This window comes from Cryobacterium sp. N22 (assembly GCF_002929555.1).
In the GTDB taxonomy this organism is placed as follows: Bacteria; Actinomycetota; Actinomycetes; order Actinomycetales; family Microbacteriaceae; genus Cryobacterium.
Genome location: NZ_PJJP01000017.1, coordinates 1 through 22,655, shown reverse-complemented (window position 1 = coordinate 22,655; position 22,655 = coordinate 1). Strand labels below are relative to the sequence as shown.

Here is a 22,655-nt window from a genome sequence, read left to right as displayed (position 1 = left end):
CCGATGAAAGAGGCGGCATCACCGGCAAGCACGCGCACGCACGCCATGCGTATCGCGGTGCAGAGCGCGCTGGCGCCGGAATCCTCGCTCGCGGTGACCGAGATCCTTCGCGCCCGGCTGGGCAGATGGCAGGCCGCACCCCTTTTCACTGAGCGAGACGTGCCTGCGGAGCAGACCGATATCTGGCTCATTTCGGCGCAGGTGTCGGAGGAGGTCGGTTCGTCAGGCTACGCGCGCCGGGCGCACGCCGTGGTGCAGGAACTCATCGACGTCGCGGGGATCAGCCGTGCCGAGGCCGACATTCCCGTCAGGGCCTTCATCGGGCCCGAGCCCGCCGCCGCACCCCCTGGCCCGGGGAACTCCCCGCCGGGCAGCGAGGCGAGCCGTTGGGCACGGGACGCAATGCGCTGCACGGAGGCCTGGGCGCTCCCTCCCGACCCTGGTGGAGCCTCGCGCGGGCGGGGGATCGTGGTCGGGCATCCGGACACCGGATACACCCTGCATCCGAACCTGGGTGTTGCCGCCCTCGACCTGGCCAGGGACTGGGACTTTATCGACGACGACGACGATGCACTCGACCCTCTGGTGCCGCCGGACGAGTCACGCTGGCCGCTGGCCTATCCCGGCCACGGCACCTCGACGGCGAGCGTGATCGCGGGCAGAGGTAATGAAGCGGCCGGGATCGTTGGAGTCGCTCCGGAAGCGACCCTCATCCCGCTGCGAACCGTCGAGAGCGTGGTGCAACTCTTCGACAGCGATGTGGCGCGCAGTGTGGACTACGCCAGGGCCCAGGGCGCTCACGTCATCTCGATCAGCCTCGGCGGCAAGGGCTTCTTCGGGTTGCGCACGGCAATCCAGCGAGCGGTGGATGCCGGCTCGATAGTTCTCGCCGCCGCCGGCAACAACGTGGGGATCGTGGTGGCACCCGCCTCGTACCCCAACTGCCTCGCGGTTGCCGCAACGGGGCCCGATGACCGGCCCTGGCCCGAGTCGTCCCGGGGGCCGGCGGTGGATCTCAGCGCACCGGGCTGGGGGGTGCATGTTGCGGATGTCAGCTGGCAGAACGGCCGACCGGTGTTCGGGGTGCAGCAGACCTCCGGCACGTCCTACTCGGCCGGCCACCTGGCCGGTGTTGCGGCCCTCTGGCTGGCGCATCACGGGGCAGACGCGCTGCGCAACCGCTACGGGGCAGAGCTGCAGGCCGTGTTCCTGCACCTCCTCCGCTCCGGCGGTTGCCGGGTGCCGAGCGGCTGGGACGCGTCGCAGTGGGGCGCCGGCGTGTTGGACGCGGCCGCGCTTCTCGCGCTGCCGCTGCCCGCGACGGCTGTGGCGCCGGCTCGCCGGCCGGGCGACGACGAACGCCCGACCAGCCGGCTCAGCGCCCTGATCGGCGTTGACGATGCGGTGCTGGAACGGGCCCTGGCGCGCCGCCTGGGTGGTGCGGGGGACGAGCTGCAGCGCACGCTGGCGCGATTCGAGGGCGAACTGGCGTTCCACCTCGTACGGGACCGGGCCTTTCTGGCCTCGCTGCTCGGCGACGGCGCCGGCGACTCGGCGATGGGATCGAGCGAGACCCTGGCTTCGAGCTCGCACAAATTCGCGGCCGCCTTCCTGTTGCTCACGGCCTCCAGCGCCCGCCCTCGGAGGCTGACTAATCGGCCAGCTGCTCCCGCCAGTCCGCCGGTACACGCCCGGCGGGGCCGGGGACGGGCTGGCTCGCGGGATGGTGCTGCGGGTCGGCCAGCCGCCGTCCCCGGACAACGGCATTCAGGGAGTAGCTCCAGAACCAGTCCTCGCCCGGTTCGAAGCTCTGGATGAGCGGATGGTCGGTGTGTGCGGCGTGCGCGGTCGCATGCCTGTTCAGTGAGTCGTCGCAGCACCCGATATGCCCGCAGGCGGCGCAGCGGCGCAGGTGGAGCCACCACGAGCCGGTGCTCTCGCACTCCACGCAGCCGGGGCCGCTGGGTTTCACCGTGGGATCGATCTCCGGCTCAGAGGGCGTCATCGTTCGATTGTGCCCTCCCGGAGCCGATCAGTCGAGCATCCGCCGCATGAGGATACGAGGAAAGCCTCCGGCAATGGAATCCGTGTCGGCGGCCTTGGTGAAGCCCTCCCGCTCGAACATGCTGCGCGTGCCGACAAAGGCCATCGTCAGGTCCACCCGCCGGCCGTCGTTGTCGACCGGGTAGCTCTCCACACAGGGTGCGCCCGATGCTCGCGCGTACTCGACGGCACCGGCGATGAGCGCCGGCGTGACGCCCCGTTTTCGGTATCCCGGGCGCACCCGGAGACACCAGAGTGACCAGACCGGGAGGTCGTCGAGGTGTGGGATCTTGCGCGAGTTCGCGAACGGATGCAGATCGGAGCGCGGGGCGATGCCCGCCCAGCCGGCGACCTGTCCGTCGATGTGGGCGAGTACGCCGGGAGCGAGATCGCGGGAGCACAGTTCCCGCACCGTGTCGGCCCGGGCCGTGCCCGTGAGCGCCCGGTTCTCCTTGGCGCTCAGGCGCCAGGACAGGCACCAGCACACCGACGAATCGGGGTTCTTCGGCGCGAAGATGGTGGCCATCTCGTCGAAGTCGTGGGCCGGGCTCACCTCGATCGTCATCGTCCCCTCTTTCCTCGTTCCTCGCTCCTCGTGTTGATGCTCCTCGTGTGGATGCTCAACGTGGACCCATCGTGGCACCTGCCACGGCGGCGGGGAAGAGCGTGCGAGGGCGCGGCAACTGTTACCGCTGCGGACAACTGGTCCCGGTGTGCCGGGTGCATTTGACCGCACCGGCAACAGTTGAGGGCGGAATGGGCGGGCGACCGCCGCGTGGCGACTCCGGGCGAACTCGGGTCTACCGCAGGCTCGGGTCCAGCTCGGGCTCGACGGCGTCCATCTGCAGTGCTCCATCGCCGGTGGACAGGGTCCACGCCGCGCTGATGTACTCAATCGCCGTCAGATCGCCGGAGGCGAAGCCCACGTTGAAGCCGCCGACCAGCACAAGTCCTTCGTCGTCTGAACCGTCGAACAGGGTGGGTGTGCTCGCCCGCAGGCTGTCCTCGCTCAGGCTCGTGGTCCCGCGCTCGTCACGGATGGCCGCTTCCACGATGGCCGCATCGGTGGCGGCGTAGTCGACGGTGACGGTCGTACGGACCAGAAGCAGAGGAGTCTGTTGGTCCACGCTCAGGGTGCCGAAGATCTTGTCGACGCCGACGGCCGTGTTGACGGCACGCGGACCGCCGTCCCTGGTGAGCGGCGACGGCAGGCTCTGAGACACGATGACACCGGCATCCCTGAGCCCATAGCTGGCCACCTGTGGCATCAGGGCGGCGTGGGCGGCAGGCGTGAACCACGGCGAGGCGCTCTCGAACCAGGTAGCGTCGGCGGTCGCGGAGTCGTCCAGGAGGGCTGAGTCCAGCCCTGCTTCCGTCACGTAGATGAGCGCCGCACGCTGTGCGGCCTCGGCCTCCTCGATGGTGAAGCCGTACGTCGCCAACGAATCGAGATCCACGACCGCGGGGTCGAATCGGGCGCCGGCTGACGCCGGGTCGAGAGTCGTGTGGCAATAGCTGCCCGCGTCATCCGCGACCTGTTCCTTGGCGATGACATCACCCCAGGGCCCCTGTCCGTCGGACTCCGGGCAGGCGCCGACGGCGGTGGGTACCGGTGTGGCCGGGGACGGGGTGGTGGTGGACGGGGCCTCCGCGACGGGTGCCGCACCGGCGCAGCCGGTGAGGACCAGGACCGCCGAGACCAGGAGCGCGCCCGCGGGCGCTCGGTACTGAGCGCGAGGGGCGCCCACCCTCAGCACACCGGAATTCTGCTGGTGCGCGTTGTCCCCGGTCAGGTGGCGAAAAGCTTTCATCATTGTTCCCCCTTGCGCCAAGTCTAACGAGGGCCGCGGCATGGGCGGTCAGCCGGCCAGCTGGTCGTCCCGATCCTGGGGCACAACGCATCACACAGGTCACCACGAGTGGGCGAGCGCGCCGCAACTGTTGCCCGTGCGGACATGTGCGCCCGGTGCGCCGGGCGCAGATGTCCGCTTCGGGAACAGTTTGTGGGCCGGGTGGGGCGGGCATCGGTGGGCCGGGCGGCGGGACTACTCGCCGGAGAGGGCCAGGTTGACGAAGGCGCGCACGGCCGCTGAGGCCCGGCGCTTGCGGGAGGCGGCGAGGTACACGGTGAAGTCGGGCACATGCGCGACCGGGATGCGGCGCACATTGAGCGCATCGTGCGCGGCGAACTCGGGCAGCAGCGCCACACCCAGGCCGTTGGTCACGTATTCGGCGGCGGTGCCGATGTCGGAGACCTCGATCATCACCCGCCGCTCCACCCCGGCGGCGGCGAAGGCGTCGTCGACGATCTGCCGGCTCGCATAGCCCGGCGGCAGATCGATGAACTCCTCGTCGCCGACGTCGGCCAGGTCCACGGTGCCGGCCGCGGCGAGCGGATGCCCGGCCGGCACCACGAGGACCATGGGGGAGGAGGCGATCGGCACCGCCGACAGCGTTGCGGGCACCGGTCCACTGAGCGCGAGGAAGGCCAGGTCCAGTTCGCCGCTGGCCAGCTCGTCGACGAGGTCGGCCGAGCCGCGCCGGGCGGCGCGCAGCCGCACGCCAACGCCCGGGTGGCCGGTGCGGTAGAGCCCGAGCAGCCTGGGCACGTTCACGAGCGTCACCGAGGTCATCAGCCCGATCACGATGGAGCCGGTGATGGCCTGGGTGGACTGCTGGGCGACATCCCGCACCTCGTTGACGGCGTCGAGGGCCTCGCGCACCTTCGGCAGCAGCAGTTCGCCGGTGGAGGTGAGCCGGATCTGCCGGCGGCTGCGGTCGAACAGCTCCACGCCGAGTTCGCTCTCGAGCGAGCGCACCCCGGAAGACACCGCGGACTGCGCGATGGTGAGCCGGTCGGCCGCCCGGGTGAAGTTGAGTTCGCCGGCGACGGCGCTGAAGAATTCGAGCTGCCTGAGGTCCATCTCCCCATCCTCTCACTGACTCATCTCTTGTGCAGATGATTCGCATCCGGTATCGGCGTTGTTCGTTATCGGTTGAGCGGGCACGATGAAGGAAGACGCCGGTTCACATCACGGCGTCACACGCACTACAGGAGGCACGGCATGGCTCAGAATTCATCGGTTTTGGACGAGACGGTCGGGGGCGGCGCATTCGGCTCCGGTGCACTCGGCTCTCCCCGCCGGGCCGGCGACCGCGTCGTCGAATGCCTCGAGGCCTACGGCGTCAAGTGGATCTTCGGCGTTCCCGGCGCGAAGATCGACCCGGTCTACGACGCCCTCCTCGACGGCGGCCCGCAGCTGATCGTGGTGCGCCACGAACAGAACGCCGCCTTCATGGCCGCCGCCGTCGGCCGGCTCACCGGCGAACCCGGTGTTGTGCTCGTCACCAGTGGACCCGGAACCGCGAACCTCGCCACGGGCCTGCTCACCGCCACCACCGAGGGCGACCCGCTGGTCGCGATCTGCGGCGCGGTGTCCCGCGGCGACAGGCTCAAGCGCACCCACCAGTCGATGGATGCGGTCGGCATGCTCTCCGCCGTAACCAAGTCCGCCGGCGAGGTGAGCGTCGCCGACAACGTGCCGGAGGCCATCGCCAACGCGTTCCGCCAGGCCACACAGGAGCCCAAGGGCGCCGCGGCCGTGGTGTTGCCCTACGACGTTCTCACCGACTCCACCACTGTGTCGATGACCACTCCGCACTGGGTGCCGCAGCTCGGTGCGGCCCCGGCCGCCAGCATCCAGCAGGCCGCCCAACTGCTCAAAGACGCCCAGTTCCCGGTAATCCTCGCCGGTGCCCGCGCCGGCTCCGACCGGGCCGTTGCCGCACTGCACCGACTGCTGGGCGCCGCCGCGCTGCCCGTCGTGGAGACCTTCCAGGCCGCCGGTGTGCTCTCCCACGAACTCGAGGAACACTACCTCGGCCGGGTGGGCCTGTTCCGCAACCAGCCCGGCGACGTGCTGCTGCACAAGGCCGACCTGATCCTGGCCATCGGCTACGACTTCGTCGAGTACGAACCCTCGAAGTGGAACAAGGACCACCTGCGCCGCATCATCCACCTCGACGAGCTGTCGGCCGACCTCGACGACTACTACCGCCCCACCGTCGAACTGCGCGGTGACGTGGCCGAGACCATGGATGCCCTCGCCCGCCAGATCGACGGCCTTACCCTGTCGGCATCCGCCTCGGCGGTCGTCGCCACCGAGCGTGCCCGGCTGGCCGAGGCCGACCAGCCCATTCACCGTGACGACGAGTCGGAGGGCGTGCACCCCGCCGAGCTGACCCTGGCGATGCGGGCCCTGCTGCCCGATGACACCACGGTGCTCTGCGACGTGGGCTCGCACTACATCTACATGGCCCGGCACTTCCGTACCTACCACCCGCGCACCCTGCTGTTCTCGAACGGTCAGCAGACCCTCGGTGTGGCGCTGCCCTGGGCTATCGCCGCGACCCTGGTGCGCCCCGGCACCCCGGTGGTCTCGGTGTCCGGCGACGGCGGGTTCCTCTACTCCGCCATGGAGCTGGAGACCGCGGTGCGGCTCGGCTCGAAATTCACCCACATCATCTTCAACGACGGCACCTACGACATGGTCGCGTTCCAGCAGCAGGGCAAGTACGGCCGCACTTCCGGCGTGCAGCTCGGCGACTACGACGCCGTCAAGTACGCCGAGTCGTTCGGCGCCCACGGCTACCGGGTCACCCACCTCGACGACTTCGCCGCGGTGCTCGAGCAGGCCATGAACGACGACGGCCCGAGCATCATCGACGTGCGGGTGGACTACCGCAACAACAGGGATGAGCTCATGGCCGATCTGGAAAGCGACGTGCTGCTGTGAGCGACTCCACCGCACCCGCCTTCACGGTGTCCAGGCACGAGATCTTCCAGACCAGCCTGATGAGCGCGCTGCTCGACGGCGTCTACGAGGGCGAAATGACGGTGCGCGACCTGCTCGGCCACGGCAGCTTCGGCATCGGCACCTTCAACGGCCTCGACGGCGAGATGCTCATCGTCGACGGCAGCTGCTACCAGCTGCGCGCCGACGGCGGGGTCACCAAGGCCGACCTGGGCGCGTACACCCCGTACGCCGTGGTGACGAACTTCGTGCCGCACATCGAGAGCCGACTGCCCGACAACGTGGTGCGCGCCGAGGCATCGGCGTTCATCGACCACATGACGGCATCCGAGAACTACATGTACGCGTTGCGCATCGACGGCGACTTCGAGTGGATCCGGATGCGCACCGTCGTGAAACAGCAGAAGCCGTACCGCCCGATGGTGGAGGCCACCGACGAAGACGCCATCGTCGAGCTGCACGACGTGTCCGGCTCCCTCGTCGGCTTCCGCACCCCGCTCTACGAGCAGGGCATCGGCGTGCCGGGCTGCCACACCCACTTCATCACCGACGACCGCACCGGCGGCGGCCACGTGCTGGACTTCAAGCTGAAAAGCGGCAGTGCGGCGCTGTGCTTGGGCACCGACCTGCGCCTGCAGCTGCCGTTGACGGATGCGTTCCGCGACGCCAACCTGTCGCCGGACGACCTTGCCCGGCAGCTGGCGAAAACCGAGCAGCACGCCTGACCCACACGTCGCGGGCGCACGCCGGGGTCGCTCCAGAGGCCCCGGCGCGCACGCGACGCGATGGCGGGAATCGAACCCGCGTACACAGCTTTGCAGGCTGCTCCCTGGCCTCTCGGGCACACCGCGATCGGGATGTCGAACCGTTGGAGGTTCGATGTCCTCATGACAAGCCTTGCCGAGAAAAGGCCTCATCAGAGCCGTATGACGAAGGAAGTCGTCGTCGTCGGTCGGCGAATCCATGCCTGACGGCGGCGGCACCTGCCGGTGTCGGCGGACCGGCGCTACCGTAGGGGCATGGCAACCCAGACCCCTCCCGATCAGAGCGACGACCAGGCTGCGGATGACGCCGTGCGCGCCTTCCTCGACACTGTGACCGGTGCGACCCGCCGGCGGGACGCGGAGACACTGCTCGCGATGTTCGGGCGCATCACCAATGAGCCGGCGCGGCTGTGGTACTCCTCGATCATCGGCTTCGGCAGGTACCACTACAAGTACGCGAGCGGTCGGGAGGGTGATGCCGGAGCGGCCGGCTTCTCACCGCGCAAGGCGTCGATGTCGATCTATTTTCCCGACGGCGTGGGCGCCTACGCCGACGAGCTCGCCCGGCTCGGACCGCACAAGATCGGGGTGGGCTGCCTGTATCTCACCGACCTGGGCAAGGTGGACCTCGAGGTGCTCGAGCAGATGGTCACCGCGTCGTTTCGCGCGGTGACCGCCGGCGAGTATTTCGGGTCCAGGGCCCGGGAGTCCGAGGGCGGCCGCCCGTAGCGTTCGCTAGTGCCCGCGCGCGATCCAATCCGGCAGGTCGGGGGCCTCGGCGCCGATCGAGGTCGACTCGCCGTGGCCGGTGTTCACCACGGTCGCGCCGGGCAGGGTGAGCAGCTTCGTCGTGATCGACTCGATGATCGTCGGGAAGTCGCTGTACGAGCGGCCGGTCGCGCCGGGTCCGCCGTGGAAGAGCGTGTCGCCGCTGAACAGCGTGTCGAACGTGGGCGCGTAGAAGCACACCGAGCCGGGGGAGTGACCCGGCGTGTGGATGACCTCCAGCTCGATGCCGGCCACGGCGATACGGTCGCCGTCGGCGAGCTCCCGGCTCGGCGCGGCAGCCGGGTAGACGACGTCCCAGAGCATCCGGTCGCCGGGGTGCAGGAACACCGGCGCATCCGTGGCTGCGGCCACGGCACCGGCGGCGCCGATGTGGTCGTTGTGCCCGTGGGTGCTGAGGATGCCGAGCAACGTACGGTCGCCGACCGCCGCGAGGATCGTCTCGGCGTTGTGGGCGGCGTCGATGACGACGCACTCGGTGTCGTCTCCGATGATCCAGACGTTGTTCTCCAACGCCCAGCTACCGCCGTCCAGGTCGAAGGTGCCCGCGGTGACCAGGTGTTCAATGCGTGCGGTCATCAGAGCACCACCACCGAGCGCAGCACGTCGCCGGACGCCATCTTGGCGAAGGCCGCCTCGATCTCGTCGATGCCGATGCGTTCGCTGACGAAGTCGGCCAGCGGCAGCCGGCCCTGCAGGTACAGCTCGGTGAGCATCGGGAAGTCCCGCTCTGGCAGGCAGTCGCCGTACCAGGAGGACTTGAGCGAACCGCCGCGGCCGAACACGTCCAGCAGCGGGATCTCGAGCATCATCTCGGGGGTCGGCACGCCGACGAGCACCACGGTGCCGGCCAGGTCGCGGGCGTAGAACGCCTGCCGCCAGGTCTCCGGACGACCGACGGCGTCGATGACGACGTCGGCGCCGAAGCCGCCGGTGAGGGCCTGCACGGCCGCGACCACGCCGTCTTCGTCGAGCCCGGCGGAGTCGATCGTGTGCGTGGCGCCGAACTCGGTGGCCTTGGCCAGTTTCTTGGCGTCACGGTCGATCGCGATGATGGTGCTCGCACCGGCCAGCTTCGCACCGACCACCGCGGCATCGCCCACGCCGCCGCAACCGATCACGGCCACGGAATCGCCAACGGTGACGTTGCCGCTGTTCATGGCGGCGCCGATGCCGGCCATGATGCCGCAGCCGAGCAGTCCGACCGCGGCGGGGTCGGCATCCGGGTTGACCTTGGTGCACTGTTGTGCGTGCACGAGGGTCTTCTCGGCGAACGCGCCGATGCCCAGCGCCGGGCTGAGCTCGGTGCCGTCGACCAGGGTCATCTTCTGGCTGGCGTTGAAGGTGTTGAAGCAGTACCAGGGTTCGGCGCGCTTGCAGGCCCGGCAGTCGCCGCAGACGGCGCGCCAGTTGAGCACGACGAAGTCGCCGACGGCCACGTGGGTGACGCCGTCGCCGATGATGCTCACCCGGCCGGCGGCCTCGTGGCCGAGCAGGAAGGGGAAGTCATCGTTGATGCCGCCCTCCTTGTAGTGGAAGTCGGTGTGGCAGACACCGCAGGTGTCGATGTCGACGACGACCTCGCCGGGTCCGGGATCGGGGATGACGATGTCGGTGAGCTCCACGGGAGCCCCCTTGGAGCGGGCGATCGCGCCTTGAACGGTGATGGGCATGGAGCTCCTCGTGAGTTGCCGGGGCAGCCGATTGGCAGGCATCCAACCTATCGAAGCATCCTGACCGGGTGCTGGCGCGGCCAACGCCGGGCGTGCCGCCGGATGCTCAGCGGCCGGCCCGCGACCACGCCAGCAGCTTCTCGACCGGCCAGGTGTTGACGATCCTCTCGGCGGGCACCCCGTTGGCCGCGGCGCGTTCGGCTCCGTAGGCCAGGAAATCGAGGTGGCCGGGGGCATGCGCGTCGCTGTCGATGCTGAACAGGCAGCCGGCCTCGAGCGCCAGCGTGATCAGGTCGTCCGGCGGGTCCTGCCGCTCCGGTCGGGAGTTGATCTCGACCGCCACGTCGTTCTCGGCGCAGGCGGCGAAAACACGCTCGGCATCAAAACTCGACGGCGGTCGGGTGCCGCGCGACCCGGTCACCAGGCGGCCGGTGCAATGGCCGAGAACGTTGGTGTGCGGGTCGCGGACACCGGCAAGCATCCGCCGGGTCATCGTGATGGAGTCCTCGCGCAGTTTCGAATGCACGCTGGCGACGACCAGATCGAGCCGGCCGAGCAGCTCGGGCGACTGGTCGAGCCGGCCGTTCTCGAGAATGTCGACCTCGATGCCGGTGAGCAGCCGCACCGGGTCGGATCCGGCCGCCGCGTCGGCGTTGAGCTCGGTGACGACACCGAGCTGCTCCTCCAGCCGGTCGGCGCTGAGACCGTGCGCGACCGTGAGATTGGGTGAATGGTCGGTCAACGCCAGGTACTCCCGGCCGAGCAGCCGCGCCGCGGAGCGCATCAGCTCGATCGACGTGGTGCCGTCCGACCAGTCGCTGTGGCTGTGCAGGTCGCCGCGCAGCGCCCCGCGCAGCTCGGCGCCGCCGGCGGCGAGGGGTTCGGCACCGCGCTGGCGCAGGTTGTCGAGGTAGTCGGGCAGGCGGTACAGCGACTGCCCGATCACCTCGGCCGTGCGGCCGCCGATGCCCTTCATCGCCCGCAGCCGGCCGTCATGCACCCGATCGGCCAGCTCGGCGGGGTCCAGATCGCCGATGAGGGCGGCGGCCCGCCGGAACGCCTGCACCTTGAAGGTCGGGGCAAGGTCGCGCTCCAGCCAGAAGGCGATCTCGGAGAGGGCGTCGACGGAATCCATGCAGCCATGATCGGCCCGAACCGGCAGAAACGGGAGCCCGTGCGTCGAAGAAACCGGGGTCAGGCCACGTCGAAGTGGGCCACCGTGAGTTCGCGCTCGATGAGGAAGCCGTCGTCTTCCGGATAGAACACCGCCATGTCGATGTCGTCGCCGGCGAAGGCGACGATATCGGCGTACTGGCGCCAGAAGGACACCGTGCGCACCTCGCACCGGCCGTCCGGCAGGTCGCGGAACAGCGTGGCGGCGCCGAGATTGCCCCGGGTCGACCGGTAGTCGGCCAGCCCGGTGCGTTCCATGTAGCTCGCGTAGGCGGCGCGATCCTCCGGCCGGATCCAACCGGTCCAGCTGCGCATCACGCTGCCCGCGGGGATGTCGAACATGTCTGCCTCCTCTTGCCGGTGGCCCTTCGCTGCACGGTGCTTTCGGATGGGGTACTCCGGTTGTCGCCATCGTGGCCCCCCGGTGCCGCGCTGCCAACCCGCAGCCCACCCTGCGGATCTGCCCTGGCGGTGCGAGACTGGGCTGATGACGCTGCACCTCACCGGCGATACCGCCGCAGACGCCCTTCTCAGCGACGACCCGTTCGCGCTCCTGCTCGGCATGCTCCTCGACCAGCAGATCGCCATGGAGACCGCGTTCGCCGGTCCGGCGAAGATCCGGGACCGGATCGGCGGCCTCGACCCGTCGGTGATCGCCGGGTACGACCCCGAAGAGTTCGTCGCGATCTTCAAGCAGACCCCGGCGGTGCACCGTTTCCCGGGCTCGATGGCCGCGCGGGTGCAGACCCTGGCCGGTGTGGTCGCCCAGGACTGGAACGGTGACGCGGCCGCCATCTGGACCGCGGCCGGTGCGGACGGTGCGGTCCCCGACGGTGCCGAGGTGCTGCGCCGGCTGAAGGGCCTGCCGGGCTTCGGCGAGCAGAAGGCCAAGATCTTCCTCGCGCTGCTCGGCAAACGGCTCGGTGTCACCGCGGACGGTTGGCGTGAGGCATCCGCCCCGTATGGCGAGGACGGGTCGTTGCGGTCGGTGGCCGACATCGTCGACCCGGAGTCGCTGGGCAAAGTTCGGGAGAGCAAACGGGCGGCTAAGGCCGCGGCCAAGGACGCCGCGGCCAAATAACCGCCAGGCCGGCTCCGCGCAGCGGCTGTGGGCGGTGCCGGAGTTCTTCACGCTCGGATGCGGCCGCGAGAGAATGGTCGGACGTGACCGAAGGAGCGTGCAGGTGGGTCCCCATTTCAGCGAGCAGGCGTTTGACTTCCTCGAGGAGCTCGAACACCGCAACAACCGTGAGTGGTTCGAGGAGCATAAGGGTGTCTACGAGACCGAGCTGAAGGCCCGGATGCTCGCGGTGATCGACGCGGTCAACCTGCAGCTGGCGGGGTTCGCGGCCGACTATCTGCGTCCGGCACCGAAGGCGATGCTGCGGATCTACCGCGATGTGCGGTTCTCGAATGACAAGACCCCGTACAAGACCCATCTGGCGGCGAACTGGCCCCGGCAGGGCCTGGAGAAGGTCGGCGGTGCCGGATTCTTCCTGCAGGTGGGTGTGCATGGCGTGATGGTGGCCGCCGGTGCCTATGCGCCGGGCTCGCCCCAGCTGCACGCGATCCGCGAGTACCTGCTCGACCACCATGACGAGATGCGCAGCCTGCTCGCCGACGCATCGCTGGCCCGGCTGGCGGAGCCGCTGGACGGCCGGCCGCTCATCCGCGGCCCCAAGGGGTTTCCCGCCGAGCATCCGGCCGCCGACCTGCTGCGGCTGCGCAGCTGGGCGCTGTTCGCCCGACTGCCTGGAGAAGTCGCCCTCACGGACGGTTTCATCGATGCCGTCGTGGATCGGTTCAGGGCACTGGCACCCCTGGTCGACTTCCTCAACATTCCGCTGGCGACCGTCACCCCTCTGGAGCGGGAAGCGGCCGCCGGACGACGCCGCGGCTGATTGTCGCCCGCCGGGCCGCCGGATACAGGAGAATGGCAGCGAAGAGTGGTCGCGGCCGAACCGGTCCAACGGGCCCTCGAAGGAGCTCCAGAGTGAACGATCCCCGAGCCAAGATGGACGGCAACCGCCTCATTGCCATGGGCGCCCCGCAGGCAGACTGGACGAAGGCGCCCGGCCGGGTGCCCGGCTTCTGGGTCGCGCTGCTCGGGCTCATCGTCGCCGTCGTATACCCGGTTCCCGCGCTGGTCGTCGGCGCCGTCGGTCTCTTCTTCACCCTGCAGGCCTACAGGGTCATTCCCGCTGGAGCCAGAGGTCGGGGCCTTTCCGTCGCGGCGCTGGTCCTGGCCGGAGCGACGCTCGCCCTGGTGGCGCTGCAGATCGTCCTCACCCTGCTGCGCTGACCGCACTGCTGCTCTGACGACACAGCCCCTATGCCGGGTGGCCGAGCAGGAGTTTCATGGGGACATGACGGCAGGATCGAACGCCTCAGACCCCGCGCCGACGCGGCGTCCGGTTGACCAACCTTCCGCGTCGTCCGAGGTGCGGCCGAATCTGGGCGACTACCGGCGGGTGTATTCCGAGTTCAGCTGGGATCGGGCGCGACAGGCGCTGTCGGGACTGCCTGGCGGTCGGGGTGTCAACATCGCCCACGAAACCGTGGACCGCCACGCGGCGGGACCGCTCGCTGGACACGATGCGCTGCGGTTCGTGCGCACCGACGGCACCGCTCAGGCGCTCAGCTACGCCGAGCTTGCCGAGCAGACCGGACGCTTCGCGAGTGTGCTGCAGCGGCTCGGTATCGAGCGTGCCGACAGGGTTTTCTCGCTGTGTGGTCGCATCCCCGAACTCGTCGTGGCCGCCTTCGGCACCCTCAAGAACGGCAGCGTCTTCTGCCCGATGTTCTCCGGCTTCGACCCCGAGCAGGGGCGCCAGCGGTTGAAGCTCGGCTCGGGACGGGCGCTCGTGACCACGCGCGCGTTGTACCGGGAGACCGTCGCTCCGGTGCGGTCAGAGCTGCCCGAGCTGGTGCAGGTGCTCCTCATCGATGCCGACGGAGAACCGGACCCCGGCACCGTCGACCTGGTCGCACTGATGCGCGAGGCCCCGCCGTACGGCGACATCGTGGCGATGCAGTCCGAGGACATGGCCATGCTGCATTTCACCAGCGGCACAACTGGTCCGGCCAAGGGTGTGGTGCACGTGCACGATGCCGTCGCGTCGCTCTATGTCGCCGGGCTCTACGCTCTCGACCTGCACCCGGATGACGTCTACTGGAGTACCGCGGACCCCGGCTGGGTCAGTGGCAATTCGCACGGTGTGATCACCCCATTGGTCCACGGCGCGACCGTGCTGATCGTAGAGGGGGAGCCCGACGCCGAGCGCATCTACAGCGTGCTCGCCGACCAGCGGGTGTCGGTGTGGTACACCACAACGTCGGTGCTGCGGATGCTCATGGCGGCCGGCCCCGCACTGGCGGCCGCCCATGACCTACGGGCATTGCGCCACGTGGCCAGTGGCGGTGAACCGCACGATGCGGAGGTCATGGAGTGGACCCAGGAAACCTTCGGGCGGCCGGTGCACGACACCTGGCGGCAGACCGAGACCGGCGGGATCATGCTCGCGAATTTCCCGGGTAGCCCGATTCGGCCCGGGGCGCTCGGCCGACCGATGCCCGGGGTACAGGCCGCCGTGCTGGCCACCGACGCCGACGGGAGGGTCGTGCTCGGTGACGACGGCGACGTGATCCTTGTCACCGAACCGGATGCCCTCGGCGAGCTCGCTTTTCGTGCCGGCTGGCCGTCGATGTTCCGCGGCTACCTGCGGGACGACGCCCGGTACCGGCGACGCTTCGTCGGGGGCTGGTACCTCACGGGCGACCTGGTGCGGCGGGACGCCGATGGCTACTACTGGTTCATCGGACGCGGTGCAGACCCCGCCGAGGCGGCCCCGAGTCAGGGTGGGAGCGGCCGAGCGCCGAGCGCCAGGAGGTAGGCGGTGACGCCGTCGAGGTCGGTGCCGGCGGCCCGGTAGCCGACGTAGCCGTCCCAGCGCACGAGGTACTGGACGAGGCCGGGCCGCCGGCGCGAGGTGGCGGCGGCGCGTGGGGCGGCCGACCAGCGGGATCGAGGTGCGGACGGGGTCAGCTCCACGGTGAGCAGGTGTGCCCAGCGTGCCTGGAAGTCCCGTACCCGGGTGTCCGGCCACTCCGCGGCCGGTCCGCAGAGCAGCATCCTGAACACCGGCGGACCCGGTGCTGCGCCGGGTCCGGCGGCTGCGGTCCCGATGAGGGACACCGGCGCCACCCCCATCCCCGGTTGGGGGAATCTCTCGCCCGGCCGCGGCCCCCGGCCGAGGCGCGGGCGTGCTCGTTGCGGTGCACCTTCGGCCGGGGCTCCTTCCACCGACAGCGGGCTGCCCCGGTAGTGGATGCCCAGTTCGGAGATCAGCCGGAAGCCGGTGCGTCGCGCCGCCCGGCTGCGTAGCAGCAGCGCGGCCGCCCACACGGCCGGCCCGGCCCGCAGGCCCCGCAGCACCGGGTGCTGGCTGGTCGCCACCGTGAAGGCACGGTTGGTGGTGGCCAACACCGAACGGGCCACCGGCAACCGTTCCCGCTCGTAACTCCCGAGCAGCGCCGGGTCGGCTGCGCCCCGGCAGACCAGGGCGAGTTTCCAGCCCAGGTTCACCGCATCCTGGATGCCGGTGTTCATACCCTGGGCGCCGGCCGGGCTGTGGATGTGGGCCGCATCGCCGGCCAGGAACACGCGGCCGCGGGCGAAAGTGTCGGCGAGCCGGCTGCTGATGGCGAATTCGGTGAGCCAGACCGGGTGGTGAACCCTGATGGTGTCACGGGTGTAGCGGGTGACGGCGGCCTGCGCGAGCGCCAGTGTGACGGGGCCGGTGCGGCTGCCCGGTGGCAGCATCACGAGCAGCCGCCAGCTGGCCGGCGAGCCGAGTGGAAACAGGAACAGCGGACCGGCTCCGGCCAGGTAGACGTGCACCCGGCCGGGTTCCAGGCCGTCGGCCTCCAGATCGGCCAGGAGGAAGCGTTGCGGGAAGGCTCGACCGGAGAAACCGATGCCGGCCAGGTGCCGCGTCGCGCTGTGCGCGCCGTCGCAACCCACCACGAAGCGGGTGCGCACGGTCCGAGTGGGAACTCCGGGGGAGTCGAGGGTGCAGGTGACCCCGTCAGTGTCCTGGGTCAGGCCCGTGAGGGTGAGCCCCCGGCGAATGCCGACGCCCGCGCCGGCCAGGCGATCGACGAGCACTCGTTCGGTGCCGGCCTGGGAGAGGAAGAGCAGGAACGGGAAGCGTGTGTCGCCGAGCGCCTCGTCGAACAGGGGCACGGCGTGAGCGGGTGCGGCGTGTACCGGCGCAGCGCTGGGGCTGCCGCGGCGGCGTCGGGCGCGCCCGTGCAACAGCAGCGTTCCGGTCGGGTTGCCGGCGGTCACGAGGTCGTCCGCGAGAGAGTTGCGGGCGAGGACCTCGAGGGTGCGCGCCTGGATGGCCAGAGCCCGGGACTCGTGCACGGCATCCGGCGCCCTGTCGACGATCATCGCGGTGACCCCGTGGGTGTGCAACTCGCGGGCGAGGGCGAGCCCGGTGGGCCCGGCGCCCACGATCAGGACATCGGCGTCGAACGCGGTGCCGGTGCCGATTCCGATGCCGGCCATGTCATCAACGGGTGGCGGGGTCCGCGGGGCTGGTGCCCGGGGTGGACGGGCCGAACGAGGTCTCCTTCACGAGCCGCCCGGTGCGGTCCCAGGTGCGCCACAGGCCCACCTGGTGCCCCAGGTCGAACTCCCCTGAGCGCATCAGCGAACCGTCGATGCGGAACCACTCCCAGTGTCCGTGGAGTTTGCCGTCGAGTTCAAAGCCGCTGGCCTTGACCGACCCATCGGGGAAGCGGTCGTGGCGGGGGACCGGTAGGCCGACGGACCGGGAGGGCGAGGGGGACGACGGTTGAGAGGGCATGCCCCCATGCTGCCCCGGAATGCTCCCGCGCTCAACAGCGGTCAGCGTCGCACCGGGCGTGGTGCCGGTCGGCCGCTGGTGGCCGAATTTCTCGCTCCCGAGCCTCAGGCGTTCGGGTCGTCCGGGTCCAGGTCGTCAGGGTTCAGGTCATCCGTGTCCAGGTCATCCGCATCAAGTTCGCCGGGGCCGGGCACCCTGAACGCGTCGGCGGCCGCTTCGGTGTGGTCGAAGATCGCGCGCAGCAGGCCGGCCATGCTGGTGGACCGCAGCATTGCGACCTGGTCGAGCGGACCCACCGGGGCGATACCGGCCAGCTGCCAGGCGGCCTCGACGGGGTCCTCAGACAGGGCGACGTTGGCCGACCAGGCGTCGTCGGTGAACTCGCTGGCCAGGGACAGGGTGCGGCGCACGGTCTGCTCGGCGAGCACCCGCAGCGGTGTGAGGGCGTCGTCCCAGACCAGGGCGGGCAGCTCCCGCACCACGGCCTGCGGGTACGGGGTGTCCTGGCGCCACTCGACGACCTCGATGCGCCGGTCTCCCTGCGCGACGAGGCCGACGAACCCCTCCGGTGCCACCAGCTCAAGCACCTGCGCGACGGTACCCGTGCTGAACGGGTGCTCGCCACCGCCCACCTCCTGGCCGCGTTCGATCAGGACCACACCGAACTCGGCGGGCTCCGATTCGAGGATGCTGGCCAGCATCATCAGGTAGCGCTCCTCGAACACCCTCAGCTGCAACGGCATGTAGGGGAAGAGCACCGATCCGAGCGGGAACATCGGCAGGCCGGTGGCGCCGACCGGCTCGTCGGGTGGGTTCCCCTGATTCGACATGACCCCAGCGAATCACGCTCCCGGTGGAAAACCAAGCACCGGGACCATCGGTGAGTCAGATCAGTCGAGCCGTTTCGCGAGGACCCGCACGTCGGCATCCGCGTAGCCGAGCCGGTCGTAGAAGCCGGTGACGGCGGTGTTGGCCTCTCGCACCATGAGCTGCAGCTTGACGGCGCCGCGTTCCACGAGCCAGGCTTCGGCGGCCGCCATCAGCCGGCGGCCCTGGCCCGTGCCGCGCTCATCCACGGCGACGGCGAGGTAGTAGACCCAGCCGCGGTGGCCGTCGTGGCCGACCATCACGGTGCCGACCAGCCTGCCGTCGCGGAAGGCGCCGAGCACTGTGGATGTTGTTCCGTCCAACGCGCGACGGAGGTCGGTGGCTGGGGGATTCCACGGGCGGGTGAGGCCGGCGTCCTCCCACAGCGTGGTGACGGCCTCGAGATCGGCAAGGGTGACGTCGGTGATGTGCATTCGTCCATTGTGCCCGTGCCGAGTGGTGTCCCGATCGTTACACGGGGATCAGACTTGGCCGCTGGCCAGCTATTTTTTTTGCGATACGCTTCGAAACGAAAACTGGGGGAAGCATGGACAATTCACAATTGGGTGGGAAACCCGATTCCGGAGACGATTCCGGAACGAGCACAGACAATACGGGCCAGAGCGCGGTGGCCACTGAACCGGCCGCTGCCGCAGAACCTGCCGCAGAACCTGCCGCAGAACCTGCCGCAGAGCCGGCCGTGGAGCCGGTCGCTGAGCCGCTCGCGCCCGCTGACCCGGTCGCGGCTCCGTACGGCACTCCGGGTGCCGCACTGCCGACCGCACCGGCGCCGACCGGCCCGACCGTCGGCACCCGCGTCGCCTCACTGGTGCGCGGCATCCCGGCCGAACGGTTCATCGCCGCAGCGGTCGCCCCGGTCGTCGTCTACGCCGCTACCTGGCTACTGGCGCTGGTGTTCACCCTGCTGGTGTTCGTCGCCGCCGCTGACGCCTCCCTCGACTGGGGACTGGCCTTCCAGGCGCCCGCTCAGATTGTGGGCCTGGCCGTCGCCGGTACGCTCACCGTCGGCGCCACGGTGATGGGAATCTCGGCCGCGGTCTCCGTGGTCTGGCTTCCGCTGCTGGTCACCGCCTTCCTCATCATCGCCACAGCCTTCGTGGCCCGCAGGGACGAACGGATAGCGCCGAGCCGGACGCGCGGCATCCGCTGGTTGCTGTCGGCACTCAGCGGTGTGGTCCTGGCGCTTCTTGTGGTCATCGTCGCGGCCGTCACGCCGCTCACCTATGCCCTCGGTGACGGATCCGACACCGACTTCGGATTTCTGACCGGATCCGGAACGGCGTCTTCGGCGTCGTTCACGGCGTTCCTCGGCGCACTCGTTCTGGGTACTCTCGCGTCGTACGTGGCCCGGGCCCGGGTGGCCCGCGCTGCTGCCGGCATCACGCCAGCCATCGTGGCACCGGCCGCCGCCTCGGTGTTCGCATCCGTGCGGTCGACCCTGCCGGTCGTCGGGCTGCACCTCGGTGTGCTCGCCGTGCTGGTCACCGTGGCGCTGCTGGTCTGGTCCGTGGTGAACGGCGGCGTCAACGCGCTCCTGACGGCGTTCTTCTGGCTTCCGACCGCGGTGGTCGACGGCCTGGGCTTCGTGAACCTCGCACCGCTCACGGTCGGCGGCTCCTTGGCCGCCCTGGGTGGGCTGACCGGCTCGTCGAACAGCTTCTGGATGCCCACCGAGCTACCCGGCTGGGCCACGGTGCTGATCCTGGTGGTCAACCTGCTGCTCATCCTGGTGACGGGTACCGTGCTGCGTCTTCGTCGCGAGCAGCTGAGGTTGTCGGCGGCCATGTCGTGGGTGACCACGGTGGTGTCATTTGCGGTAGTGGGCATCGTCGTCTCGATTGTGGGTGCCATCGCCGGCTGGACGAGCGTCGACACGGCTGGCGCCGGCGAGAGCCTCGACGGTCTTCTCGGGGGTGCCGCTTCCCTGATCGAAGGTGCGGCGGCCGCATCCGGTGTTGTCGGGCTGGCCGCGTGGACGTTCATCGTCTTCGCTGCGCTGGGTGCCCTCGTCGAGGTCGTCGCGGTCTTCGTGGCCCCGACTCTGCTGCAGCTCCTGCCCGCCGCCGTCCTCACCCGGTCAGCCAGGATCACCGGACTGGTCGGCGTGCCGTTCGCGGTGCCCGGCACGTATGTGCCGCCGGAACCGGTCAAGGTGCCCGTCGTCAGTGACGCTCCCGTCGTCGCCGGAGAGCCCGTCGTCGTGGCGGCCGGCGCCGCTCCGACAGCGGTGCAGCCGCAGGCCGATGGCGCCATCGTGCCGATGACCCCGGAGAAGAAGCGTCGAGTGTGGATTGTGCTCGCCGCTGTCGGTGGTGGTGTCGTCGTCATTCTCGGGGCATCCGTCGCCGTTTCGATCATCAACCAGGTCGTCTTCAGCCCGCAGAACCAGGTGGAAAGCTACCTGGACGCGATCGTGGCCGGCGACGCATCGGATGCCCTGGCTATCGGCGGCGTCGAAGAGTCAACTGGCGAGCGGGTTCTGCTCACAGACGCGGTGCTCAAGGCGACAGAGGGCAGGATCACCGGGTACACGATCACCCAATTCGGCTCCAGCGGCGACACCGCTATTGTGACGGCGGACATCGATCAGGACGGTGTGACGGAGGAAACGGCCTACGAGCTGACGAAGTCCGGCACGACGGCCCTGTTCTTCGACAACTGGAACCTGGAACCGGTCTGGCTGCCGAGCGTGGCTATTGGTGTCTCGCCCGGTATCGACGAGATCGACGTCAACGGCACCACGGTCGAACTGAGCAGCGATGCTCAGGAAATCGGATACGTCGATCTTCTGGTCTTCCCCGGAGACTATGTCATCGCCAATGCCGGGGATGATGAGTGGCTTTCAGCCGAGCCGCAGACGGTTCAGGCGGGACTTTCTGCTGTGACAGGCGACGCGCGGCTGAGCCTCGAACCCACCGCGAAGTTCACCTCGAGCGTCGATGAGCAGGTGGCGGAATACCTGGCCGGCTGTGCGGCTCAGAAGATCCTCGACCCCGATGACTGCCCGATCCGCGTTTACGATTACGGCACCATCACCGATGTCGTCTGGACCATCGACGAACCTGCCGTGACGTCGTTGGGCAGTATGTACGACGATGAGTGGGACCTTTCCACGGACAAACGTGGCTCGGCGACCGTGACCTACACGAACACCGATTACCGGGGTCAGGCGACACCGGAAAAGGCCACCGTGGATTTCTACATCGATGGGGACGTCACAATGGTCGACGGCGCCCCGGTCTTCTCAAGCCTTTACTGATCGGCTGAGAAGCCGGCACATGCGCCCGGATCGCCGCAACCCACCTCTGGTGGGCGGTGGCGATCCGGGCGCCTGCCTGTCGGCACGCTGGGACGCGGCCGCGCTTCGGCCGGTTTCCTGCGCGCAATGGCGTGCCTCACTGGCATGCTGGATGGATGACTGAGGCTGTTTTCGACCTACCCGGCGGACCATTCACCCTGCGACGGGCTCGCGCGGAGGACGTGGCCGCGATAGTGGGCCTGCTCGCCGACGACCAGCTGCGATCCGCTGAGGAATCCACCGCGGCGGAGGATCTCGCGCCCTACCTGGCTGCCTTCGAGGCGATCAACGAAGCAACCGACCAGCTGCTCGTTGTCGTCGACGATCCCGCCGGGCAGGTGGTGGCCACCCAACAGCTCACGGTGCTGCCCGGGCTCGCCCGGTCCGGGGCGACTCGGTTGCAGATCGAGGCCGTTCGGGTGAGTGCGGCCCTGCGCGGCAACGGCCTCGGCAGCGAGATGCTGACCTGGGCGGTTGAGTACGGGCGCGGGCGCGGATGCCGGCTGGTGCAGCTCACCTCCGACGCCTCCCGCCTCGACGCTCACCGATTCTACGAGCGCCTAGGCTTCGCCTCCTCCCATGTGGGTTTCAAGCTGCTCCTCTAGCTTCTAGAACGGCGGGTTGTCCGGTACCGGTGGTGTCGGCTTCCGGGTTTTGGGCCCCACCACCGGTGGCCGGGGTCGGGGTGGTCCCATTGGGTTGGCCGGGTCAGTGCGGTAGCTGCGTTCTCCGGGAGAGGTCCACAGCAGCACGCCGCCGGGTTCCTGGGTCACCCGCCACTGGCTGAGGTGCTTGAGCCGGTGGTGGGGTTCGCAGAGGTGGGCGAGGTTGTCGCAGTCGGTTCTGCCGCCGCCGGCCCAGGGGTCGGTGTGGTCGACGTCGCTTGTGACCGCCGGGCGGGAGCAGCCGGGGAACCGGCAGGTCTCGTCGCGCACCCGGAGCCATTTCTTCATGGCCTTGGTGTTCTTGTGCTGGGTCTTTCCCAGCGAGAGCACCACCCCGGTCTCCGGGTGGGTCAGCAGCCGGGTGAAGCTCGGTGCGTGTCCGGCGATCTCTCTCGCAGCCTCAGGTGAGATGGGCCCGTAGCCTTCGAGGGTGGCGGGTTCCTCGTTCAGGCCCAGCAGGGTGAGCACCGGCACGGTGATCATGACCGTGCCGCGGATCCCGGCTCCCATCCCGTCGGGGGTGATGCCGTCCAGCAGCAGCGCCCGGGTGATGTCCGCGCGGAGCTGGTCCAGGCTCCGCTTGCTCTGCTCCTCGTCGATCTCTGAGTCGGCGCCCGCTGGCGTCGGGTCACCTGTCTTTTTCAGGCTCCCGGCCATGCCGTTGATCCGGTCGTAGGC

At 69.4% G+C, this 22,655-nt stretch carries 22 protein-coding genes, 1 tRNA gene and 1 pseudogene; 10 read left to right on the top strand and 14 right to left on the bottom strand.

All coding sequences use genetic code 11. From position 1 onward, the window contains the following. Positions 1-3: 3 nt before the first annotated feature. Positions 4-1,152 (top strand): annotated as a pseudogene (locus CXY76_RS19795) (S8 family serine peptidase); the annotation flags it as partial. Between the two features lie 499 nt (positions 1,153-1,651). Here CXY76_RS19795 and CXY76_RS01475 read toward each other — a convergent pair. The 4 genes from CXY76_RS01475 to CXY76_RS01460 all read right to left on the bottom strand — a co-directional run bounded on the left by CXY76_RS01475 (position 1,652) and on the right by CXY76_RS01460 (position 4,967). Continuing rightward, entirely contained in the window at positions 1,652-2,005 is a 354-nt protein-coding gene (locus CXY76_RS01475; protein WP_104162501.1) for a UBP-type zinc finger domain-containing protein, read from the bottom strand. A gap of 27 nt (positions 2,006-2,032) precedes the next feature. Beyond that, the gene (locus CXY76_RS01470; RefSeq protein WP_104162500.1) at positions 2,033-2,608 is read right to left on the bottom strand and encodes a GNAT family N-acetyltransferase; all 576 of its coding nucleotides are present in this window, start codon (positions 2,606-2,608) and stop codon (positions 2,033-2,035) included. A 235-nt stretch (positions 2,609-2,843) separates the two neighbouring features. Then, positions 2,844-3,857: a hypothetical protein gene (locus CXY76_RS01465; protein WP_146073331.1), complete on the bottom strand. Its 1,014-nt coding sequence runs from the start codon at positions 3,855-3,857 to the stop codon at positions 2,844-2,846. A 231-nt stretch (positions 3,858-4,088) separates the two neighbouring features. After that, the gene (locus CXY76_RS01460; RefSeq protein ID WP_104162498.1) at positions 4,089-4,967 is read right to left on the bottom strand and encodes a LysR family transcriptional regulator; all 879 of its coding nucleotides are present in this window, start codon (positions 4,965-4,967) and stop codon (positions 4,089-4,091) included. Positions 4,968-5,108: 141 nt separating this feature from the next. On the opposite strand from CXY76_RS01460, the gene alsS reads away from it, so the two are divergent. Beyond that, positions 5,109-6,839 (top strand): acetolactate synthase AlsS, encoded by a 1,731-nt coding sequence (gene alsS / locus CXY76_RS01455; protein ID WP_104162497.1) that lies wholly within the window; start codon positions 5,109-5,111, stop codon positions 6,837-6,839. Beyond that, positions 6,836-7,582, top strand: a complete 747-nt coding sequence (gene budA, locus CXY76_RS01450) for an acetolactate decarboxylase (RefSeq protein WP_233199505.1) — start codon at positions 6,836-6,838, stop codon at positions 7,580-7,582. The genes alsS and budA overlap by 4 nt, the downstream gene beginning before the upstream one ends. Before the next feature lie 55 nt (positions 7,583-7,637). Here the strand turns inward: budA and CXY76_RS01445 are convergent. Continuing rightward, positions 7,638-7,708, bottom strand: a tRNA-Cys gene (locus CXY76_RS01445). 168 nt (positions 7,709-7,876) lie between these two features. On the opposite strand from CXY76_RS01445, the gene CXY76_RS01440 reads away from it, so the two are divergent. After that, on the top strand, positions 7,877-8,350 hold the full coding sequence (locus tag CXY76_RS01440) for a DUF1801 domain-containing protein (protein WP_104162496.1): 474 nt from the start codon (positions 7,877-7,879) through the stop codon (positions 8,348-8,350). Positions 8,351-8,356: 6 nt separating this feature from the next. Here CXY76_RS01440 and CXY76_RS01435 read toward each other — a convergent pair whose 3' ends face one another. The 4 genes from CXY76_RS01435 to CXY76_RS01420 all read right to left on the bottom strand — a co-directional run bounded on the left by CXY76_RS01435 (position 8,357) and on the right by CXY76_RS01420 (position 11,595). Next, on the bottom strand, positions 8,357-8,986 hold the full coding sequence (locus CXY76_RS01435; RefSeq protein ID WP_104162495.1) for an MBL fold metallo-hydrolase: 630 nt from the start codon (positions 8,984-8,986) through the stop codon (positions 8,357-8,359). Beyond that, complete coding sequence (locus tag CXY76_RS01430; RefSeq protein WP_104162494.1) at positions 8,986-10,080, bottom strand: S-(hydroxymethyl)mycothiol dehydrogenase; 1,095 nt, start codon at positions 10,078-10,080, stop codon at positions 8,986-8,988. Before CXY76_RS01430 ends, CXY76_RS01435 begins: the two co-directional genes overlap by 1 nt. A gap of 106 nt (positions 10,081-10,186) precedes the next feature. Continuing rightward, positions 10,187-11,215: a PHP domain-containing protein gene (locus tag CXY76_RS01425; RefSeq protein WP_104162493.1), complete on the bottom strand. Its 1,029-nt coding sequence runs from the start codon at positions 11,213-11,215 to the stop codon at positions 10,187-10,189. 59 nt (positions 11,216-11,274) lie between these two features. Further along, the gene (locus CXY76_RS01420) at positions 11,275-11,595 is read right to left on the bottom strand and encodes a hypothetical protein (RefSeq protein WP_233199504.1); all 321 of its coding nucleotides are present in this window, start codon (positions 11,593-11,595) and stop codon (positions 11,275-11,277) included. 145 nt (positions 11,596-11,740) lie between these two features. Between CXY76_RS01420 and CXY76_RS01415 the strand changes: the two genes are divergently transcribed. The 4 genes from CXY76_RS01415 (at position 11,741) to CXY76_RS01400 (ending at position 15,146) form a co-directional block, all read left to right on the top strand. Beyond that, positions 11,741-12,334 (top strand): HhH-GPD-type base excision DNA repair protein, encoded by a 594-nt coding sequence (locus tag CXY76_RS01415; RefSeq protein ID WP_104162492.1) that lies wholly within the window; start codon positions 11,741-11,743, stop codon positions 12,332-12,334. A 103-nt stretch (positions 12,335-12,437) separates the two neighbouring features. Continuing rightward, positions 12,438-13,154, top strand: coding sequence for a DUF2461 domain-containing protein (locus CXY76_RS01410; RefSeq protein WP_199190163.1), 717 nt, complete (start codon positions 12,438-12,440; stop codon positions 13,152-13,154). A gap of 92 nt (positions 13,155-13,246) precedes the next feature. Continuing rightward, complete coding sequence (locus CXY76_RS01405; protein ID WP_104162490.1) at positions 13,247-13,555, top strand: hypothetical protein; 309 nt, start codon at positions 13,247-13,249, stop codon at positions 13,553-13,555. A gap of 139 nt (positions 13,556-13,694) precedes the next feature. Continuing rightward, on the top strand, positions 13,695-15,146 hold the full coding sequence (locus tag CXY76_RS01400) for an AMP-binding protein (protein WP_369826043.1): 1,452 nt from the start codon (positions 13,695-13,697) through the stop codon (positions 15,144-15,146). Here CXY76_RS01400 and CXY76_RS01395 read toward each other — a convergent pair. The 4 genes from CXY76_RS01395 to CXY76_RS01380 all read right to left on the bottom strand — a co-directional run bounded on the left by CXY76_RS01395 (position 15,107) and on the right by CXY76_RS01380 (position 18,427). Then, positions 15,107-16,825 (bottom strand): FAD-dependent monooxygenase, encoded by a 1,719-nt coding sequence (locus tag CXY76_RS01395; protein WP_104162488.1) that lies wholly within the window; start codon positions 16,823-16,825, stop codon positions 15,107-15,109. The two genes, CXY76_RS01400 and CXY76_RS01395, sit on opposite strands and share 40 nt — an antisense overlap. 4 nt (positions 16,826-16,829) lie before the next feature. Next, on the bottom strand, positions 16,830-17,126 hold the full coding sequence (locus CXY76_RS01390; RefSeq protein WP_104162487.1) for a toxin-antitoxin system YwqK family antitoxin: 297 nt from the start codon (positions 17,124-17,126) through the stop codon (positions 16,830-16,832). 104 nt (positions 17,127-17,230) lie between these two features. Then, complete coding sequence (locus CXY76_RS01385) at positions 17,231-17,956, bottom strand: LON peptidase substrate-binding domain-containing protein (RefSeq protein ID WP_233199503.1); 726 nt, start codon at positions 17,954-17,956, stop codon at positions 17,231-17,233. 60 nt (positions 17,957-18,016) lie between these two features. Beyond that, positions 18,017-18,427: a GNAT family acetyltransferase gene (locus tag CXY76_RS01380; protein WP_104162486.1), complete on the bottom strand. Its 411-nt coding sequence runs from the start codon at positions 18,425-18,427 to the stop codon at positions 18,017-18,019. A gap of 194 nt (positions 18,428-18,621) precedes the next feature. On the opposite strand from CXY76_RS01380, the gene CXY76_RS01375 reads away from it, so the two are divergent. After that, complete coding sequence (locus CXY76_RS01375; RefSeq protein ID WP_104162485.1) at positions 18,622-21,273, top strand: hypothetical protein; 2,652 nt, start codon at positions 18,622-18,624, stop codon at positions 21,271-21,273. Positions 21,274-21,428: 155 nt separating this feature from the next. Further along, positions 21,429-21,917: a GNAT family N-acetyltransferase gene (locus CXY76_RS01370; protein ID WP_104162484.1), complete on the top strand. Its 489-nt coding sequence runs from the start codon at positions 21,429-21,431 to the stop codon at positions 21,915-21,917. Between the two features lie 3 nt (positions 21,918-21,920). On the opposite strand, the gene CXY76_RS01365 is transcribed toward CXY76_RS01370, so the two are convergent. Next, positions 21,921-22,655: HNH endonuclease signature motif containing protein (locus tag CXY76_RS01365; RefSeq protein WP_146073330.1), on the bottom strand; the 735-nt coding region annotated here is incomplete at its 5' end.

Excerpts from the sequence above, each read along its gene's own strand:
- CXY76_RS01470 (WP_104162500.1), bottom strand. The coding sequence starts at position 2,608 with ATGACGATCGAGGTGAGCCCGGCCCACGACTTCGACGAGATGGCCACC.
- CXY76_RS01385 (WP_233199503.1), bottom strand. The coding sequence starts at position 17,956 with ATGTCGAATCAGGGGAACCCACCCGACGAGCCGGTCGGCGCCACCGGC.
- CXY76_RS01465 (WP_146073331.1), bottom strand. The coding sequence starts at position 3,857 with ATGATGAAAGCTTTTCGCCACCTGACCGGGGACAACGCGCACCAGCAG.
- CXY76_RS01430 (WP_104162494.1), bottom strand. The coding sequence starts at position 10,080 with ATGCCCATCACCGTTCAAGGCGCGATCGCCCGCTCCAAGGGGGCTCCC.
- CXY76_RS01420 (WP_233199504.1), bottom strand. The coding sequence starts at position 11,595 with ATGTTCGACATCCCCGCGGGCAGCGTGATGCGCAGCTGGACCGGTTGG.
- CXY76_RS01435 (WP_104162495.1), bottom strand. The coding sequence starts at position 8,986 with ATGACCGCACGCATTGAACACCTGGTCACCGCGGGCACCTTCGACCTG.
- CXY76_RS01380 (WP_104162486.1), bottom strand. The coding sequence starts at position 18,427 with ATGCACATCACCGACGTCACCCTTGCCGATCTCGAGGCCGTCACCACG.
- CXY76_RS01415 (WP_104162492.1), top strand. The coding sequence starts at position 11,741 with ATGACGCTGCACCTCACCGGCGATACCGCCGCAGACGCCCTTCTCAGC.
- CXY76_RS01440 (WP_104162496.1), top strand. The coding sequence starts at position 7,877 with ATGGCAACCCAGACCCCTCCCGATCAGAGCGACGACCAGGCTGCGGAT.
- CXY76_RS01460 (WP_104162498.1), bottom strand. The coding sequence starts at position 4,967 with ATGGACCTCAGGCAGCTCGAATTCTTCAGCGCCGTCGCCGGCGAACTC.
- CXY76_RS01425 (WP_104162493.1), bottom strand. The coding sequence starts at position 11,215 with ATGGATTCCGTCGACGCCCTCTCCGAGATCGCCTTCTGGCTGGAGCGC.
- CXY76_RS01475 (WP_104162501.1), bottom strand. The coding sequence starts at position 2,005 with ATGACGCCCTCTGAGCCGGAGATCGATCCCACGGTGAAACCCAGCGGC.
- CXY76_RS01370 (WP_104162484.1), top strand. The coding sequence starts at position 21,429 with ATGACTGAGGCTGTTTTCGACCTACCCGGCGGACCATTCACCCTGCGA.
- CXY76_RS01395 (WP_104162488.1), bottom strand. The coding sequence starts at position 16,825 with ATGGCCGGCATCGGAATCGGCACCGGCACCGCGTTCGACGCCGATGTC.
- alsS (WP_104162497.1), top strand. The coding sequence starts at position 5,109 with ATGGCTCAGAATTCATCGGTTTTGGACGAGACGGTCGGGGGCGGCGCA.
- CXY76_RS01390 (WP_104162487.1), bottom strand. The coding sequence starts at position 17,126 with ATGCCCTCTCAACCGTCGTCCCCCTCGCCCTCCCGGTCCGTCGGCCTA.